Genomic DNA, 17,730 nt, shown 5'->3' with positions numbered 1-17,730 from the left:
GCTGCGGGCCCTCCGGCGTTCTGTGCGCCAATGGGGCGGGTGGTGCGCTGATGGGGCGGCTGACGGCCGTGTGTGGCTTGTCGCGCAGTTCCCCGCGCCCCTGGGTATGTCCCCGTGCCCTGCGTCAAAAAGCTCACGCCTGTGATGGCAAACAGAACCGCCGGGATGACCCGGAACCGTCAAGTTCCGGCCACCCCGGCGGCACGTTTCTGCTCAGTCGTTGTGCGGGTCAGGCGTCTTCGTGGGTGGCCACCGCGCGGCGGGCGTCGGCGTCCAGGACGCCCCAGCTGATCAGCTGCTCGGTGAGGACCGAAGGGGACTGGTCGTAGATGACGGCCAGTGTGCGCAGGTCGTCCTGGCGGATCGACAGCACCTTGCCGTTGTAGTCGCCCCGCTGGGACTGGATCGTCGCCGCGTAGCGCTGGAGCGGGCCCGCCTTCTCGGCCGGCACGGTGGCCAGCCGCTCCAGGTCGAGGACCAGCTTCGGCGGGGGCTCGGCGGCACCGCCGGGGGTCGTGCCAGGCAGCAGTTCCTGCACCGGAACCCCGTAGAAATCCGCCAACTCTGCAAGGCGCTGTACGGTCACGGCACGGTCGCCGCGCTCGTACGAACCGACCACCACGGCCTTCCAGCGACCCTGTGACTTCTCCTCGACACCGTGGAGGGAAAGGCCCTGCTGGGTGCGGATGGCCCGGAGCTTGGCCCCGAGCTGTTTGGCGTATTCGCTGGACATATGGCTCCCCGGACACTGTGTCGACGCGGCCGGCCTTGGTTCCCGCCGCGCGGCTGGTAACTCACTGTGAGGTTACGCAGCGTTACTCTGCTGCGTCAAGCCGAATGGTCCGCACCGACTCTTCCGTGGTGGCGATGACCGATTACGCCAGGGGGGTGATCAGGGGCCTCTCCGCCACCTGCTACCGTGGATGGCGCAAATCCGACGTCCTTTAAAGTCCGTCCCGTGAGGCGGAGAAGGGGGTCCGTTTCGTATGGACAAGCAGAACCAGCAGGAAAAGCCTGACGCCGCGGTGCAGGCTTCCGATGCACGGCCCGTTCTCGAAGGCCCCGACATCGCGCGGGTACTGACCCGCATCGCCCACGAGATCGTCGAGCGCGCCAAGGGCGCCGACGACGTGGTGCTCCTCGGCATCCCGACCCGCGGCGTCTTCCTCGCCCAGCGGCTCGCCGCCAAGCTGGAGGAGATCACCGACCGCAAGACGCCCGTCGGTTCGCTCGACATCACCATGTACCGCGACGACCTGCGCATGCACCCGCCGCGGGCGCTGGCCCGCACCGAGATCCCCGGTGACGGCATCGACGGCAGGCTGGTGATCCTCGTCGACGACGTGCTCTTCTCCGGCCGCACCATCCGCGCCGCCCTCGACGCCCTGAACGACATCGGGCGCCCCCGCGCGGTCCAGCTCGCGGTGCTCGTCGACCGCGGCCACCGCGAACTGCCCATCCGCGCCGACTACGTCGGCAAGAACCTCCCCACGTCGCTGCGGGAGACGGTCAAGGTCCTGCTCGCCGAGGAGGACGGTCGCGACACCGTGCTGCTCGGCGCGAAGCCGACCTCGTAGCAGGCCGAGGGGCTCGCACCGCTCCGGTGCGCCCACGCCTGCCCGCAATCTCCCGATATGTGAACTGCCTTACGGAGCCTGACAGATGCAGCGTCATCTCATCTCGGCCGCCGACCTCACCCGCGACGACGCCGTCCTGATCCTCGACACCGCCGAGGAGATGGCCCGGGTCGCCGACCGGCCGATCAAGAAGCTGCCGACCCTGCGCGGCCGCACCGTAGTCAACCTCTTCTTCGAGGACTCGACCCGGACCCGGATCTCCTTCGAGGCCGCCGAGAAGCGCCTCTCCGCCGACGTCATCAACTTCACGGCCAAGGGGTCCAGCGTCTCCAAGGGCGAGTCCCTGAAGGACACCGCCCAGACCCTGGAGGCGATGGGCGTCGACGCCGTCGTCATCCGGCACGGCGCCTCCGGAGCGCCCTACCGCCTCGCCAACTCCGGCTGGATCGACGCGGCCGTCATCAACGCCGGCGACGGCACCCACCAGCACCCCACCCAGGCCCTCCTGGACGCCTTCACCATGCGCCGCCGCCTGGTCGGCCGCGACGCCGGGATAGGGCAGGACCTGGCCGGCAAGCGCATCACGATCGTCGGTGACGTCCTGCACAGCCGCGTCGCCCGCTCCAACGTCGACCTGCTGCACACCCTCGGCGCGGAGGTCACCCTGGTCGCCCCGCCCACCCTGGTGCCGGTCGGGGTCGAGCGGTGGCCCTGCGAGGTGTCGTACGACCTCGATGCCGTACTGCCCAAGTCCGACGCGGTGATGATGCTCCGCGTGCAGCGCGAGCGCATGAACGCCGCCTTCTTCCCGACCGAGCGTGAGTACTCGCGGCGCTACGGCCTCGACGGCGAGCGCATGGCCAAGATGCCCGAGCACGCCATCGTGATGCACCCAGGACCGATGGTCCGCGGCATGGAGATCACCGCCGAGGTCGCCGACTCCGAGCGCTGCACCGTAGTCGAGCAGGTCGCAAACGGAGTCTCCATCCGGATGGCCGTTCTGTACCTCCTGCTCGGCGGCAACGAACCCGCCGTCAGCCACGCCCGCACCACCGAGGAGAAGTAAGACCCATGAGCAAGATCCTGATCCGTGGTGCGAGGGTGCTCGGCGGCGAGCCGCAGGACGTACTGATCGACGGCGAGACGATCGCGGAGGTGGGCTCCGGGCTGTCCGCCGAAGGTGCGGAGGTCGTCGAGGCCGGCGGCAAGGTGCTGCTGCCGGGCCTGGTGGACCTGCACACGCATCTGCGCGAGCCCGGCCGCGAGGACTCCGAGACCGTCCTCACCGGCACCCGCGCGGCCGCGAGCGGCGGCTACACGGCCGTGTTCGCCATGGCCAACACCTTCCCGGTCGCCGACACCGCCGGTGTCGTCGAGCAGGTCTACCGGCTCGGCCAGGAGCACGGCTACTGCGACGTCCAGCCCATCGGCGCCGTGACGGTCGGCCTGGAGGGCAGGAAGCTCGCCGAGCTGGGCGCCATGCACGAGTCCGCCGCCGGGGTCACCGTCTTCTCCGACGACGGCAAGTGCGTGGACGACGCCGTGATCATGCGCCGCGCCCTGGAGTACGTGAAGGCCTTCGGCGGGGTCGTCGCCCAGCACGCCCAGGAGCCGCGGCTGACCGAGGGCGCCCAGATGAACGAGGGCGTCGTCTCGGCGGAGCTGGGACTGGGCGGCTGGCCCGCGGTGGCCGAGGAATCGATCATCGCGCGCGACGTCCTGCTCGCCGAGCACGTCGGCTCCCGCGTCCACATCTGCCACCTGTCGACCGCCGGCTCCGTCGAGATCGTGCGCTGGGCCAAGTCCCGGGGCATCGACGTCACCGCCGAGGTCACCCCGCACCACCTGCTCCTCACCGACGAGCTGGTGCGGTCGTACAACCCGGTCTACAAGGTCAACCCGCCGCTGCGCACCGAGCGGGACGTGCTCGCGCTGCGCGAGGCCCTTGCCGACGGCACCATCGACATCGTCGCCACCGACCACGCCCCGCACCCGCACGAGGACAAGGACTGCGAGTGGGCCGCGGCCGCCATGGGGATGGTGGGCCTGGAGACCGCGCTGTCGGTGGTCCAGGAGACCATGGTGGACACCGGCCTGCTGACCTGGGCCGGCGTCGCGGACCGGATGTCCGTCAAGCCCGCGCGGATCGGTCAGGCAGCCGGTCACGGCCGTCCCGTCTCGGCAGGTGAGCCCGCCAACCTCGTCCTCGTCGACACGGAATACCGTGGCGAGGTGGACCCCGCGGGCTTCGCCTCGCGCAGCCGCAACACCCCGTACGAGGGACGCGAGCTGCCGGGCCGTGTCACCCACACGTGGCTGCGGGGCAAGGCGACGCTCGTGGACGGGAAGCTGACGTGACACCTCTGATCCTGCTGGCCGACGAGAAGAAGTCGGCCGCGGTCACCGACTGGTCCGCCCGCATCGGGTGGCTCGTCGGCCTCGCCCTGTTCGTCGCGCTCGTCTACTGGCTGATGCGCGAGGGCTGGAAGTGGCGCGGCACCCTCCAGGGCGACCTCCCCGAGCTCCCCACCGCGCCGGACGACCCCGGCGAGGCGAAACTGACGATGAGCGGCCGCTACCACGGTTCCACCACCGCCGGGCAGTGGCTGGACCGCATCGTGGCCCGCGGCCTCGGCTCCCGCAGCCGGGTCGAGCTCACCCTGACCGACGCGGGCCTGGACGTCGTACGTCCCGGCGCGACCGACTTCTTCATCCCCGCCGACGCGCTCCGCGAGGCCCTGCTCGGCAAGGGCATCGCGGGCAAGGTCCTCACCGAGGGCGGACTCCTCGTGGTGACCTGGGCGCACGGCGACAAGCTGATCGACTCCGGTTTCCGCTCCGACCACGCGGCCGAGCACACCGAGTGGGTCGACGCCGTCAACTCCATGATCAAGACACCCAGCACGGAAGGCGCCGAACGATGACGACCTCCACCAGGGGAGCCGCCAGGGTTCCCGCCGTACTCGTCCTGGAGGACGGCCGGATCTTCCGCGGCCGCGCCTACGGGGCCCTGGGGGAGACCTTCGGCGAGGCCGTGTTCTCCACCGGTATGACCGGCTACCAGGAGACCCTGACCGACCCGTCGTACGACCGCCAGATCGTGGTCGCCACCGCCCCGCAGATCGGCAACACGGGGTGGAACGACGAGGACGACGAGTCCAGCCGCATCTGGGTCTCCGGTTACGTCGTGCGTGACCCCGCGCGCGTGCCCTCCAACTGGCGCGCCAAGCGTTCGCTGGACGAGGAACTGGTGGCGCAGGGCGTGGTCGGCATCTCCGGGATCGACACCCGCGCCCTCACCCGCCACCTGCGCGAGCGCGGCTCGATGCGCGCCGGTGTCTTCTCCGGCGAGGCGATCGCCACCGACGCCGAGCTCCTCGCGCGCGTGCAGGCCCAGCCGCACATGAAGGGCGCCTCGCTGTACGAAGAGGTCGCCACGAAGGAGGCGTACGTGGTCCCCGCCGTCGGGGAGAAGCGGTTCACCGTCGCCGCGATCGACCTCGGCATCAAGGGCATGACCCCGCAGCGCATGGCCGAGCGCGGCATCGAGGTGCACGTGCTGCCCGCCACCGCCACCGAGGACGACGTGTACGCCGTCTCCCCGGACGGCGTGTTCTTCTCCAACGGCCCCGGCGACCCGGCCACGGCCGAAGGACCGGTGGCCCTGATGACCGCCGTCCTGGCGCGGAAGACCCCGCTGTTCGGCATCTGCTTCGGCAACCAGATCCTCGGCCGCGCCCTCGGCTTCGGCACCTACAAGCTGAAGTACGGCCACCGGGGCATCAACCAGCCGGTGCAGGACCGTACGACCGGCAAGGTCGAGGTCACCGCGCACAACCACGGTTTCGCCGTGGACGCGCCGCTCGACCAGGTCAGCGAGACGAAGTTCGGCCGCGCCGAGGTCTCGCACGTCTGCCTGAACGACGACGTCGTGGAGGGGCTGCAGCTGCTCGACCAGCCGGCCTTCTCCGTCCAGTACCACCCCGAAGCGGCAGCCGGTCCGCACGACGCCGCCTACCTGTTCGACCGCTTCGTTTCCTTGTTGGAGGGCCAGCGTGCCTAAGCGCACCGATATCCAGTCCGTCCTGGTCATCGGCTCCGGCCCGATCGTCATCGGCCAGGCCGCCGAGTTCGACTACTCCGGCACCCAGGCCTGCCGCGTGCTGCGCGCCGAGGGCCTCAGGGTCGTCCTGGTCAACTCCAACCCGGCGACGATCATGACCGACCCGGAGATCGCCGACGCGACCTACGTCGAGCCGATCACGCCCGAGTTCGTCGAGAAGATCATCGCCAAGGAGCGGCCCGACGCCCTGCTGCCCACCCTGGGCGGCCAGACGGCCCTGAACACCGCGATCTCGCTCGACAAGAACGGCGTCCTCGCCAAGTACGGCGTCGAGCTGATCGGCGCCAACGTCGAGGCGATCAACAAGGGCGAGGACCGCGACCTCTTCAAGGAGGTCGTGGAGGAGGTCCGCCGCAAGATCGGGCACGGCGAGTCCGCGCGGTCGGTCATCTGCCACACCATGGACGAGGTCATCGCGGGCGTCGAGGAGCTCGGCGGCGGCTACCCGGTCGTGGTCCGCCCCTCCTTCACCATGGGCGGCGCCGGCTCCGGCTTCGCGCACGACGAGGAGGAGCTGCGCCGGATCGCCGGCCAGGGCCTCACGCTCTCCCCGACCACCGAGGTGCTCCTGGAGGAGTCCATCCTCGGCTGGAAGGAGTACGAGCTGGAGCTGATGCGCGACAAGCACGACAACGTCGTGGTCGTCTGCTCCATCGAGAACTTCGACCCCATGGGCGTGCACACCGGCGACTCGATCACCGTCGCGCCCGCGATGACCCTCACCGACCGCGAGTACCAGATCCTGCGCGACATCGGCATCGCCGTGATCCGCGAGGTCGGCGTCGACACGGGCGGCTGCAACATCCAGTTCGCGGTCAACCCGGAGGACGGCCGGGTCATCGTCATCGAGATGAACCCGCGCGTGTCCCGGTCCTCGGCGCTCGCCTCCAAGGCGACCGGATTCCCGATCGCGAAGATCGCGGCGAAGCTGGCCGTCGGATACACCCTCGATGAGATCCCCAACGACATCACGCAGGAGACCCCGGCCTCCTTCGAGCCCACGCTCGACTATGTCGTCGTCAAGGCCCCGCGCTTCGCGTTCGAGAAGTTCCCGCAGGCCGACTCCACGCTGACCACCACCATGAAGTCGGTCGGCGAGGCGATGGCCATCGGCCGCAACTTCCCCGAGGCCTTCCAGAAGGCGCTGCGCTCGCTGGAGAAGAAGGGCAGCCAGTTCACCTTCGTCGGCGAGCCCGGCGACAAGGAGACCCTGCTGCGCGAGGCGGTGCGGCCCACCGACGGCCGGATCAACACCGTCATGCAGGCCATCCGCGCGGGCGCCACACCCGAGGAGGTCTTCGAGTACACGAAGATCGACCCGTGGTTCGTCGACCAGCTCTTCCTGATCAAGGAGATCGCGGACGAGCTGGCCGAAACCCCGGAGCTGAGCGCCGAGCTGATCGCCGACGCCAAGCGGCACGGCTTCTCCGACCAGCAGATCGGCGAGATCCGCGGCCTGCGCGAGGACGTCGTCCGTGAGGTCCGGCACGCGCTGGGCGTGCGCCCGGTCTACAAGACGGTCGACACCTGCGCCGCCGAGTTCGCCGCCAGGACGCCGTACTTCTACTCCTCCTACGACGAGGAGACCGAGGTCGCGCGGCGCGAGAAGCCGGCCGTCATCATCCTGGGCTCCGGTCCCAACCGCATCGGCCAGGGCATCGAGTTCGACTACTCGTGCGTGCACGCGTCCTTCGCGCTGTCCGACGCGGGCTACGAGACCGTGATGGTCAACTGCAACCCGGAGACCGTCTCCACCGACTACGACACCTCCGACCGGCTGTACTTCGAGCCGCTGACGCTGGAGGACGTGCTGGAGATCGTGCACGCCGAGCAGCAGGCCGGTCCGGTCGCCGGTGTGATAGTGCAGCTGGGCGGCCAGACCCCGCTGGGCCTGTCCCAGGCGCTGAAGGACAACGGCGTGCCGATCGTCGGCACCTCGCCCGAGGCGATCCACGCGGCCGAGGACCGGGGCGCCTTCGGGCGGGTCCTGGCCGAGGCGGGCCTGCCGGCCCCCAAGCACGGCACCGCGACCACCTTCGCCGAGGCCAAGGCCATCGCCGACGAGATCGGCTACCCGGTGCTCGTCCGGCCGTCGTACGTGCTCGGCGGCCGTGGCATGGAGATCGTCTACGACGAGACCCGCCTCGCCACCTACATCGCCGAGTCGACCGAGATCAGCCCGTCCCGGCCGGTGCTCGTCGACCGGTTCCTGGACGACGCGATCGAGATCGACGTCGACGCGTTGTACGACGGCGAGGAGCTGTACCTCGGCGGGGTCATGGAGCACATCGAGGAGGCCGGCATCCACTCCGGCGACTCCGCCTGCGCCCTGCCCCCGATCACGCTCGGCGGCTTCGACATCAAGCGGCTGCGGGCCTCCACGGAGGCCATCGCGCGCGGTGTCGGGGTGCGCGGTCTGATCAACATCCAGTTCGCGATGGCCGGGGACATCCTGTACGTCCTCGAAGCCAACCCGCGCGCGTCCCGTACGGTCCCCTTCACCTCGAAGGCGACCGCGGTGCCGCTGGCCAAGGCCGCCGCCCGGATCTCGCTGGGCGCGACCGTCGCCGAGCTGCGCGCCGAGGGGCTGCTGCCGGCCCGCGGTGACGGCGGCGAGCTGCCGTTCGACGCGCCGATCTCCGTGAAGGAGGCGGTCATGCCGTGGTCGCGGTTCCGCGACATCCAGGGGCGGGGTGTGGACACCGTCCTCGGCCCGGAGATGCGCTCCACCGGCGAGGTCATGGGCATCGACTCCGTCTTCGGCACGGCGTACGCCAAGTCGCAGGCCGGGGCGTACGGTCCGCTGCCCACCAAGGGCCGCGCGTTCATCTCCGTCGCCAACCGCGACAAGCGCTCCATGATCTTCCCGGCACGCGAGCTGGTCGCCCACGGCTTCGAGCTGCTCGCCACCTCCGGCACGGCCGAGGTCCTCAAGCGCAACGGCATCAACGCGACAGTCGTGCGCAAGCAGTCGGAGGGTGTGGGTCCTCAGGGCGAGCGGACGATCGTCCAGTTGATCCACGACGGCGAGGTGGACCTCATCGTCAACACGCCGTACGGCACCGGGGGTCGTCTGGACGGGTACGAGATCCGGACGGCCGCGGTGGCGCGGTCGGTGCCGTGTCTGACGACCGTGCAGGCGCTGGCGGCGGCTGTGCAGGGCATTGATGCGCTGAACCACGGGGACGTGGGGGTGCGGTCGCTCCAGGAGCATGCGGAGAGGTTGACGGCCGCGAGGGACTGATAGGCCGTGGTTCGGCTGCGGGCCAGTGGGGGCTGGTCGCGCAGTTCCCCGCGCCCCTTTCGGGGCGCGTTGCCCAGCTGTCTGTGAGGGGGGCACCGGTGTCGGTGTCCCCCTTGGCATGAGGACGTCATGTACAAGATCTTTTTCCAGCTAGTTTTCCGGCGGATGGACCCCGAAGCCGCCCATCACCTCGCCTTCCGATGGATCCGGCTCGCTGCCCGCATCCCCGTGCTGCGCACTTTCGTCGCCGCCGCCCTCGCTCCCCGCTACAGGGAGCTGCGCACCGAGGCCTTCGGGCTGCGGATGCACGGGCCGTTCGGGCTGGCCGCCGGGTTCGACAAGAACGCCGTCGCGATCGACGGGATGTCGATGCTCGGGTTCGACCATGTCGAGATCGGGACCGTGACGGGTGAGGCGCAGCCCGGCAATCCCAAGAAGCGGCTGTTCCGGCTCGTCGCGGACCGGGCGCTCATCAACCGCATGGGCTTCAACAACGACGGTTCGCTTGCCGTCGCCGCGCGGCTGGCTACCCGTGAGGCCGTCTTCAGGACCGTCGTGGGCGTGAACATCGGCAAGACCAAGGTCGTACCGGAGGCCGAGGCCGTCGGCGACTACGTGAAGTCGGCCGAGCGGCTTGCCCCGTACGCGGACTACCTGGTCGTGAACGTGTCGTCGCCGAACACGCCGGGCCTGCGCAACCTCCAGGCGGTCGATCATCTGCGGCCGCTCCTGACGGCCGTGCGCGAGGCCGCCGACCGCGTGGTGGCGAACCGCCGGGTGCCGCTGCTGGTGAAGATCGCGCCGGACCTCGCCGACGAGGATGTCGACGCCGTCGCCGACCTCGCCGTGGAGCTGGGTCTGGACGGGATCATCGCGACCAACACCACCATCGCGCGGGAGGGGTTGGGGCTGCGCCCCGATCCCGCCCTGGTGAAGGAGACCGGCGGGCTCTCCGGGGCACCGCTCAAGGCGCGCTCCCTGGAGGTGCTGCGGCGGCTGTACGCGCGCGTGGGCGACCGGATCACCCTGGTGGGCGTCGGGGGCATCGAGAACGCCGAGGACGCCTGGCAGCGCATCCTGGCCGGTGCCACGCTGGTCCAGGGCTACAGCGCCTTCATCTACGAGGGGCCCTTCTGGGGCCGTGCCGTCCACAAGGGCCTCGCGGCGCGCCTGCGCACCAGCCCGTACGCCACCCTCGCCGACGCGGTCGGCGCCGATGTGAGGAAGACCGTATGAGCCCGTTGGAGCCCTTCGGCGCGCGGTTGCGCGGTGTGATGGACGAGCGCGGTCCGCTGTGCGTCGGTATCGACCCGCACGCCTCGCTGCTCTCCGAGTGGGGTCTGAACGACGACGTGGCGGGCCTGGAGCGGTTCAGCCGTACCGTCGTCGAGGCGGTGGCCGACCGGGTCGCCGTGATGAAGCCGCAGAGCGCGTTCTTCGAGCGGTTCGGCTCGCGCGGGGTGGCCGTGCTCGAACGGGTGGTGCAGGAGGCGCGGGCGGCCGGGACCCTGGTCGTGATGGACGCCAAGCGCGGCGACATCGGCTCGACCATGGCCGGGTACGCGGAGGCCTATCTGCACAAGGACGCCCCGCTGTTCTCGGACGCACTGACCGTCTCGCCGTATCTCGGCTACGGCTCGCTCAGCCCGGCCGTCGCGCTGGCCCGGGAGAGCGGGGCCGGCCTGTTCGTGCTGGCGCTCACCTCCAACCCGGAGGGTCCCGAGGTGCAGCACGCGGTGCGCTCCGACGGCCGGACGGTCGGCGCCACCGTGCTGGCCCACCTGGCCGCCGAGAACGCGGGGGAGGAGCCGCTGGGTTCCTTCGGCGCCGTCGTCGGTGCCACGGTCGGCGACCTGTCGTCGTACGACCTCGACATCAACGGCCCGCTCCTCGCGCCGGGCGTGGGCGCACAGGGGGCGACGGCCGCCGACCTTCCCGCGGTCTTCGGCGCGGCGGTGCGCAACGTGGTTCCAAACGTGAGCCGAGGTGTTTTGCGTCACGGTCCCGACATCGGGGCCCTGCGGGCGGCCGCGGAGCGGTTCGCGGGCGAGATCCGGGACGTCGTCGCAGGTCGGTGAGGGCTCCGACGAGACTTCGGCGAGTGCTTCGGCGGGCACTTCGGCGACTGCCCGATCGTGAATACATCCTCAAATCCAGGGCAATATGTCTGAAATGTCCGGCCTGGCGGAGGCTGACCAGGACTTTTCCGCTGTTCTCGCTGACTCCGGCGGACTTGCCCGCTAGTCTCCGAGCAGAGTCAACGGGCAAGCGTGTTGCTCGTAGCTCCCCAGGTGTGGGGCGACTAGGTTCCTCACCGGTCCGTATCCGACAGTTCGACATCCGAGGTGACGTAGGCGTGGCTCTTCCGCCCCTTACCCCTGAACAGCGCGCAGCCGCGCTCGAAAAGGCCGCCGCGGCTCGCCGGGAGCGGGCCGAGGTCAAGAATCGACTCAAGCACTCCGGCGCCTCTCTTCACGAGGTCATCAAGCAGGGCCAGGAAAACGACGTCATCGGCAAGATGAAGGTCTCCGCCCTGCTCGAGTCCCTGCCGGGCGTGGGCAAGGTCCGCGCCAAGCAGATCATGGAGCGACTCGGGATCTCCGAGAGCCGTCGCGTGCGTGGCCTCGGGTCCAACCAGATCGCCTCCCTGGAGCGCGAGTTCGGCAGCACCGGCTCCTGATCGCCGGGCCGTCCGGGACAGCCGTCCCGGGCGGCCCGCGATTGCTGGAATAATCGCTGCATGGCTGCAACATTCCGGGGGACGACCCCCGAGCCCCCGGACGCACGTCCGCGGCTGACCGTGCTCTCCGGCCCCTCCGGGGTCGGCAAGAGCACGGTCGTCGCTCATATGCGCAAGGAACACCCCGAGGTCTGGCTCTCGGTGTCGGCGACCACCCGCAGGCCCCGCCCGGGCGAGAAGCACGGAGTCCACTACTTCTTCGTCTCCGACGAGGAGATGGACAAGCTGATCGCCAACGGCGAGCTCCTGGAGTGGGCCGAATTCGCCGGCAACCGCTACGGCACCCCGCGCGCCGCGGTCCTTGAGCACCTCGAGGCCGGCGTGCCGGTCCTCCTGGAGATCGACCTCCAGGGCGCCCGGCAGGTCCGCGAGACCATGCCGGACGGCCGGCTGGTGTTCCTGGCCCCGCCCTCCTGGGAGGAGCTGGTGCGCAGGCTCACCGGACGCGGCACCGAGGCGCCCGAGGTGATCGAGCGCCGGCTGGACGCGGCCAAGATCGAGCTCGCGGCCGAGCCGGAGTTCGATGAGACACTGGTCAACACCTCCGTCGAGGACGTGGCGCGCGAGCTGCTAGCCTTGATGGACGTTGTGTGATCGTTGCTGATCATTCAGACTGAATCTTTCCCATCCATCGGAAGGCAGAGCGTGTCCTCTTCCATCACCGCGCCCGAGGGCATCATCAACCCTCCGATCGACGAGCTCCTCGAGGCCACCGACTCGAAGTACAGCCTCGTGATCTACGCGGCCAAGCGTGCCCGTCAGATCAACGCGTACTACTCGCAGCTCGGCGAGGGCCTCCTCGAGTACGTCGGTCCGCTCGTCGACACCCACGTCCACGAGAAGCCGCTCTCCATCTCCCTGCGCGAGATCAACGCGGGTCTGCTGACCTCCGAGGCCATCGAAGGCCCGGCTCAGTAGTACTTTCGTATTGCAGTTGACTTATCCACAGGCCCGGCAGCCGACTGTCGGGCCTGTGGTGTGTGATGGAGTCGTGCGCCGGAGCCGGTGCGGGAGCCAAGTGCGGGGAGTGACGTGGACAAGCCGAAGGTCGTGCTGGGGGTCAGCGGCGGCATCGCCGCCTACAAGGCCTGTGAGCTGCTGAGGAGGTTCACCGAGTCGGGCCACGACGTCCGGGTCGTGCCCACCGCCTCCGCGCTGCACTTCGTCGGCGCCGCCACCTGGTCCGCCCTCTCCGGCAACCCCGTCTCCACCGAGGTCTGGGACCACGTCGAAGAGGTCCCGCACGTCCGCATCGGCCAGCACGCCGACCTGGTCGTCGTCGCCCCCGCCACCGCCGACATGCTCGCCAAGGCGGCCCACGGCCTCGCCGACGACCTGCTCACCAACACCCTCCTCACGGCCCGCTGCCCGGTCGTCTTCGCCCCCGCGATGCACACCGAGATGTGGGAGCACCCGGCCACCCAGGAGAACGTGGCCACGCTGCGCCGCCGCGGTGCCGTCGTCATCGAACCGGCGGTCGGCCGCCTCACCGGCGTCGACACCGGCAAGGGCCGGCTGCCCGACCCGGCGGAGATCTTCGAGGTCTGCCGTCGCGTCCTCGCGCGGGGGGTGCAGGAGCCCGACCTGGCCGGCCGGCACGTCGTCGTCTCCGCCGGTGGCACCCGCGAGCCCCTCGACCCCGTCCGCTTCCTCGGCAACCGCTCCTCCGGCAAGCAGGGCTACGCCCTCGCCCGCACGGCCGCCGCCCGGGGCGCCCGGGTGACGCTGGTCGCCGCGAACACCGCAGGCCTGCCGGACCCGGCCGGCGTGGACGTGGTCCCGGTCGGTACGGCGGTACAGCTGCGCGAGGCGGTGCTGAAGGCGGCCGCCGACGCCGACGCCGTGGTGATGGCCGCCGCCGTCGCCGACTTCCGCCCCGCGGTCTACGCGGCCGGGAAGATCAAGAAGAAGGACGGCCAGGATCCCGAACCGATCGTCCTGGTGCGGAATCCGGACATCCTCGCGGAGATCTCGGCCGACCGGGCGCGGACCGGACAGGTGATCGTCGGCTTCGCCGCCGAGACCGACGATGTCCTCGCCAACGGCCGGACCAAGCTGGCCCGCAAGGGCTGCGACCTGCTCGTGGTGAACGAGGTGGGCGAGCGCAAGACCTTCGGCTCCGAGGAGAACGAGGCCGTGGTGCTCGGCGCCGACGGCAGTGAGACGCCTGTGCCGCACGGGCCGAAGGAGGCTCTCGCCGACACCGTGTGGGATCTGGTGGCGGCCCGTTTGGGTTAACTTATTTCAGCCATATGTCAACTTTCCCGGGTGTGACATTACGGTGCGGTGACTCTGGTCAAGGCCGCCGACCATTGGGCAGAATGCCCGTGCCGCAGGTCACAGCACTCCCGAGTGTCGAGACAGGTGGGCCGGCGGCCGAGTGCGACCGATAAACTGTTCTCGGACGATGCCCGGGTGCAGCCCCCGCGTTGTCCGCCAATGATCAGCCAGCAGCCGCTGCAACCCCAGGGAGCGTTGTGTCCCGTCGCCTGTTCACCTCGGAGTCCGTGACCGAGGGCCACCCCGACAAGATCGCTGACCAGATCAGCGACACCATTCTCGACGCGCTTCTGCGTGAGGACCCGACCTCCCGGGTCGCCGTCGAGACGCTGATCACCACCGGCCTGGTGCACGTGGCCGGCGAGGTCACGACCAAGACGTACGCGGACATCGCGACGCTGGTCCGCAACAAGATCCTCGAGATCGGCTACGACTCCTCGAAGAAGGGCTTCGACGGAGCATCCTGCGGCGTCTCGGTCTCGATCGGCGCGCAGTCCCCGGACATCGCCCAGGGCGTGGACACGGCGTACGAGAACCGGGTCGAGGGCGACGAGGACGAGCTGGACAAGCAGGGCGCCGGTGACCAGGGCCTGATGTTCGGCTACGCGACGGACGAGACGCCGACGCTGATGCCGCTCCCGATCTTCCTGGCGCACCGCCTCTCCAAGCGTCTCTCCGAGGTCCGCAAGAACGGCACCATCCCGTACCTGCGCCCGGACGGCAAGACGCAGGTCACCATCGAGTACGACGGCGACAAGGCCGTCCGTCTCGACACGGTCGTGGTCTCCAGCCAGCACGCCTCGGACATCGACCTGGAGTCGCTGCTCGCGCCCGACATCCGCGAGTTCGTCGTGGAGCCGGAGCTGAAGGCGCTGCTGGACGACGGCATCAAGCTCGACACCGAGAACTACCGTCTGCTGGTCAACCCGACCGGCCGCTTCGAGATCGGCGGCCCGATGGGCGACGCCGGCCTGACCGGCCGCAAGATCATCATCGACACCTACGGCGGCATGGCCCGCCACGGTGGCGGTGCCTTCTCCGGCAAGGACCCGTCCAAGGTCGACCGCTCGGCCGCCTACGCCATGCGCTGGGTCGCCAAGAACGTGGTCGCCGCCGGTCTGGCGTCCCGCTGCGAGGTCCAGGTCGCGTACGCGATCGGCAAGGCCGAGCCCGTCGGTCTCTTCGTCGAGACCTTCGGCACCGCCAAGGTCGACGCCGAGAAGATCGAGAAGGCGATCGACGAGGTCTTCGACCTGCGCCCGGCCGCCATCATCCGCGACCTCGACCTGCTCCGCCCGATCTACTCCCAGACCGCCGCGTACGGCCACTTCGGCCGCGAGCTCCCCGACTTCACCTGGGAGCGCACGGACCGCGTGGACGCCCTGCGCAAGGCCGCGGGCCTGTAGCCCCGGAGCCACCTCGGCGAAGGCCCGGTTTCCCTTCGGGGGGAGCCGGGCCTTCGGCGTGTCATACGGAGGGTTCGTCATACGGGGGTTCGGCGGCGCCGGTTGTCAGTGGTGTTTGGTAAGAATGCAAGGGTGAGCAGCGAGAACGGGCAGGGGGGCGGGGGCGCCGGAGGGGTGCCGCCGGAGCAGCTCGCGCTCATTCGGGAGAGCGTGCGGGGGGCCAAGGCGCCCCGGGCCAAACCGCGGACCTGGCGGGGGGCCGCGCTGGCCGAGCGGTTGCCGGTCGCGCGGGTGCTGGTGGACAAGGGTGTGCTCCATCTCGACCGGTACTTCGACTACGCCGTCCCCGCCGAGCTGGACGCCGACGCGCAGCCGGGGGTGCGGGTGCGGGTGCGGTTCGGGGCCGGCCGGCACCGGGTGCGGGACGGGCGTCGGGAGGGCGGGGGGCTCATCGACGGGTTCCTGGTGGAGCGGCTCGCCGAGTCCGACTACTCGGGGCCGCTGGCCGCGCTGGCCCAGGTGGTGTCGCCCGAGCCGGTGCTGAGCGAGGAACTGCTGCGGCTCGCGCGGGCGGTCGCCGACCGGTACGCGGGAAGCCTCGCGGATGTGCTGCAGCTGGCCGTGCCGCCGCGCAGCGCACGGGCCGAGAAGCGGCCGCCCCCCGAGCCGCTGCCGCCCCCGCCGGTGCCGGGCGCCGGATCCTGGAGGCGGTACGAGCACGGGTCCGCCTTCGTCGAGTCGCTGGCCTCGGGCGGCGCGCCGCGCGCGGTGTGGAACGCCCTGCCGGGGCCCGGGTGGAGCGAGGAGATCGCCCGGGCCGTCGCCGCCACGCTCGCCTCGGGACGCGGCGCGCTCGTCGTCGTACCGGACGGGCGGGCCGCCGCGCGGGTCGATGCCGCGCTGACCGACGTGCTGGGCGAAGGGCGGCATGCGCTGCTCACGGCCGACGCCGGGCCCGAGAAGCGGTACGCGCAGTGGCTCGCGGTCAGCCGTGGCTCGGTGCGGGCGGTGGTGGGGACGCGGGCGGCCATGTTCGCGCCCGTCCGGGATCTCGGGCTCGTCGCGATCTGGGACGACGGGGACGACAGCCACAGTGAACAGCACGCCCCGCAGCCGCATGCCCGGGATGTGCTGCTGTTGCGGGCGGCACTGGACAAGTGCGGGTTTCTGCTCGGGAGTTGGAGCTGCACGGTGGAGGCCGCGCAGCTCGTGGAGAACGGCTGGGCGCGGCCCCTGGTGGCCGGCCGGGAGCAGGTACGGCGGGCGGCGCCGCTGGTGCGGACGGTCGGCGACGGGGACCTTGCGCGGGACGAGGCCGCGCGGGCCGCGCGGCTGCCGACGCTCGCCTGGCAGGCCGTCCGGGACGGACTGCGGCACGGGCCGGTGCTGGTGCAGGTGCCCCGGCGTGGGTATGTGCCGCGGATGGCCTGCGCCCAGTGCCGGGAACCGGCTCGCTGCCGGCACTGCGCCGGTCCGTTGGAGGCGCGGGACGCCGGGGCGCTGGGGTGCGGGTGGTGCGGGCGTGCGGAGGCCGACTGGCACTGCCCCGAGTGCGGCGGCTTCCGGCTGCGGGCCCAGGTGGTCGGGGCCCGGCGGACCGCCGAGGAGCTGGGGCGGGCCTTTCCCGCCGTACCCGTACGGACCTCGGGGCGCGAGCAGGTGCTGGACACCGTGCCGGGGACACCCGCACTGGTCGTGAGCACCCCGGGCGCCGAGCCGGTCGCCGAGGGCGGCTACGCGGCGGCCCTGCTGCTGGACGGCTGGGCCATGCTGGGGCGGCCGGATCTGCGGGCCGGTGAGGACGCGCTGCGCCGGTGGATCGCGGCCGGGGCGCTGGTGCGGCCGCAGGGGGACGGCGGGACCGTGGTCGTCGTCGCGGAGCCTACGCTGCGGCCCGTGCAGGCGCTGGTGCGGTGGGATCCCGTCGGACACGCGGTACGGGAGCTGGCCGAGCGGGCGGAGCTGGGGTTTCCTCCGGTGTCGCGGATGGCGGCGGTCTCGGGGACGGCCGAGGCGCTTGCCGAGTTCCTCGGTACGGCCGAACTTCCGCCGGACGCCGAGGTGTTGGGGCCGGTACCGGTGCCCGTGGTGCGCGCCGGGGCGCCTCGGCGGGTGGGTGCGCCGCCGCCGGGGGAGCACTGGGAGCGGGCGCTGGTAAGGGTGCCGCCGGGAAGCGGGGCGGCGCTCGCCGCCGCGCTGAAGTCGGCTCAGGCGGCGCGGATGGCGCGGGGGAGTGGGAGCGGCGGCGGGGAGGCGGTTCGGGTGCGGATCGATCCGCCGGACATCGGGTGACAGCCAGACGGCTGCCCTCCCGGATGCTTGCCGGGAGGGCAGGGGCGGGCGGGTCGGCCCTTGGGGTC

The 17,730-nt window shown here is 70.9% G+C and carries 15 protein-coding genes; 14 read left to right on the top strand and 1 reads right to left on the bottom strand.

The annotated features are described in order from the left end of the window. Nucleotides 1–229 precede the first annotated feature (229 nt). Entirely contained in the window at nucleotides 230–733 is a 504-nt protein-coding gene (gene bldD, locus ACFWPS_RS17565; RefSeq protein WP_020938842.1) for a transcriptional regulator BldD, read from the bottom strand. A 253-nt stretch (nucleotides 734–986) separates the two neighbouring features. Here bldD and pyrR point away from each other — a divergent pair, with 253 nt between their 5' ends. The 14 genes from pyrR to ACFWPS_RS17495 all read left to right on the top strand — a co-directional run bounded on the left by pyrR (nucleotide 987) and on the right by ACFWPS_RS17495 (nucleotide 17,662). Beyond that, nucleotides 987–1,577 carry a bifunctional pyr operon transcriptional regulator/uracil phosphoribosyltransferase PyrR gene (gene pyrR, locus ACFWPS_RS17560; RefSeq protein WP_383705932.1) on the top strand — a complete coding sequence of 197 codons (591 nt, stop codon included), beginning with the start codon at nucleotides 987–989 and terminating at the stop codon, nucleotides 1,575–1,577. An 85-nt stretch (nucleotides 1,578–1,662) separates the two neighbouring features. Next, nucleotides 1,663–2,643, top strand: coding sequence for an aspartate carbamoyltransferase catalytic subunit (locus ACFWPS_RS17555; protein WP_189264619.1), 981 nt, complete (start codon nucleotides 1,663–1,665; stop codon nucleotides 2,641–2,643). A 5-nt stretch (nucleotides 2,644–2,648) separates the two neighbouring features. Beyond that, nucleotides 2,649–3,935 carry a dihydroorotase gene (locus tag ACFWPS_RS17550; protein ID WP_383705930.1) on the top strand — a complete coding sequence of 429 codons (1,287 nt, stop codon included), beginning with the start codon at nucleotides 2,649–2,651 and terminating at the stop codon, nucleotides 3,933–3,935. Continuing rightward, nucleotides 3,932–4,501, top strand: coding sequence for a hypothetical protein (locus ACFWPS_RS17545; protein ID WP_383705928.1), 570 nt, complete (start codon nucleotides 3,932–3,934; stop codon nucleotides 4,499–4,501). The genes ACFWPS_RS17550 and ACFWPS_RS17545 overlap by 4 nt, the downstream gene beginning before the upstream one ends. Next, nucleotides 4,498–5,640 (top strand): glutamine-hydrolyzing carbamoyl-phosphate synthase small subunit, encoded by a 1,143-nt coding sequence (gene carA / locus ACFWPS_RS17540; protein WP_383705926.1) that lies wholly within the window; start codon nucleotides 4,498–4,500, stop codon nucleotides 5,638–5,640. Before ACFWPS_RS17545 ends, carA begins: the two co-directional genes overlap by 4 nt. Then, a complete protein-coding gene (gene carB, locus ACFWPS_RS17535) occupies nucleotides 5,633–8,944 on the top strand; it encodes a carbamoyl-phosphate synthase large subunit (protein WP_383705924.1) in 3,312 nt (1,103 codons plus the stop codon). Before carA ends, carB begins: the two co-directional genes overlap by 8 nt. Nucleotides 8,945–9,073: 129 nt before the next feature. Continuing rightward, nucleotides 9,074–10,180, top strand: a complete 1,107-nt coding sequence (locus ACFWPS_RS17530; RefSeq protein WP_383705922.1) for a quinone-dependent dihydroorotate dehydrogenase — start codon at nucleotides 9,074–9,076, stop codon at nucleotides 10,178–10,180. After that, nucleotides 10,177–11,022: an orotidine-5'-phosphate decarboxylase gene (gene pyrF, locus ACFWPS_RS17525; protein WP_383705920.1), complete on the top strand. Its 846-nt coding sequence runs from the start codon at nucleotides 10,177–10,179 to the stop codon at nucleotides 11,020–11,022. Before ACFWPS_RS17530 ends, pyrF begins: the two co-directional genes overlap by 4 nt. A gap of 278 nt (nucleotides 11,023–11,300) precedes the next feature. Then, a complete protein-coding gene (locus ACFWPS_RS17520; RefSeq protein ID WP_003977346.1) occupies nucleotides 11,301–11,624 on the top strand; it encodes an integration host factor in 324 nt (107 codons plus the stop codon). Nucleotides 11,625–11,684: 60 nt separating this feature from the next. After that, nucleotides 11,685–12,278 (top strand): guanylate kinase, encoded by a 594-nt coding sequence (gmk, locus tag ACFWPS_RS17515; RefSeq protein ID WP_383705919.1) that lies wholly within the window; start codon nucleotides 11,685–11,687, stop codon nucleotides 12,276–12,278. Nucleotides 12,279–12,329: 51 nt separating this feature from the next. After that, nucleotides 12,330–12,602, top strand: a complete 273-nt coding sequence (gene rpoZ / locus ACFWPS_RS17510; RefSeq protein WP_039649019.1) for a DNA-directed RNA polymerase subunit omega — start codon at nucleotides 12,330–12,332, stop codon at nucleotides 12,600–12,602. A gap of 114 nt (nucleotides 12,603–12,716) precedes the next feature. Beyond that, nucleotides 12,717–13,922 carry a bifunctional phosphopantothenoylcysteine decarboxylase/phosphopantothenate--cysteine ligase CoaBC gene (gene coaBC / locus ACFWPS_RS17505; RefSeq protein ID WP_383705917.1) on the top strand — a complete coding sequence of 402 codons (1,206 nt, stop codon included), beginning with the start codon at nucleotides 12,717–12,719 and terminating at the stop codon, nucleotides 13,920–13,922. A 239-nt stretch (nucleotides 13,923–14,161) separates the two neighbouring features. Next, entirely contained in the window at nucleotides 14,162–15,370 is a 1,209-nt protein-coding gene (metK, locus tag ACFWPS_RS17500; protein ID WP_361299001.1) for a methionine adenosyltransferase, read from the top strand. A 132-nt stretch (nucleotides 15,371–15,502) separates the two neighbouring features. After that, the gene (locus tag ACFWPS_RS17495; protein ID WP_383705915.1) at nucleotides 15,503–17,662 is read left to right on the top strand and encodes a primosomal protein N'; all 2,160 of its coding nucleotides are present in this window, start codon (nucleotides 15,503–15,505) and stop codon (nucleotides 17,660–17,662) included. Nucleotides 17,663–17,730: the final 68 nt, after the last annotated feature.

The sequence above is a fragment of the Streptomyces sp. NPDC058457 genome, from assembly GCF_042720695.1.
GTDB lineage: Bacteria > Actinomycetota > Actinomycetes > Streptomycetales > Streptomycetaceae > Streptomyces.
This window is presented reverse-complemented; position numbering and strand designations above follow the sequence as displayed.

Coding starts and splice junctions, on each gene's coding strand:
- carA (WP_383705926.1), top strand. CDS start 4,498: ATGACGACCTCCACCAGGGGAGCCGCCAGGGTTCCCGCCGTACTCGTC.
- pyrR (WP_383705932.1), top strand. CDS start 987: ATGGACAAGCAGAACCAGCAGGAAAAGCCTGACGCCGCGGTGCAGGCT.
- ACFWPS_RS17555 (WP_189264619.1), top strand. CDS start 1,663: ATGCAGCGTCATCTCATCTCGGCCGCCGACCTCACCCGCGACGACGCC.
- ACFWPS_RS17550 (WP_383705930.1), top strand. CDS start 2,649: ATGAGCAAGATCCTGATCCGTGGTGCGAGGGTGCTCGGCGGCGAGCCG.
- ACFWPS_RS17530 (WP_383705922.1), top strand. CDS start 9,074: ATGTACAAGATCTTTTTCCAGCTAGTTTTCCGGCGGATGGACCCCGAA.
- gmk (WP_383705919.1), top strand. CDS start 11,685: ATGGCTGCAACATTCCGGGGGACGACCCCCGAGCCCCCGGACGCACGT.
- pyrF (WP_383705920.1), top strand. CDS start 10,177: ATGAGCCCGTTGGAGCCCTTCGGCGCGCGGTTGCGCGGTGTGATGGAC.
- bldD (WP_020938842.1), bottom strand. CDS start 733: ATGTCCAGCGAATACGCCAAACAGCTCGGGGCCAAGCTCCGGGCCATC.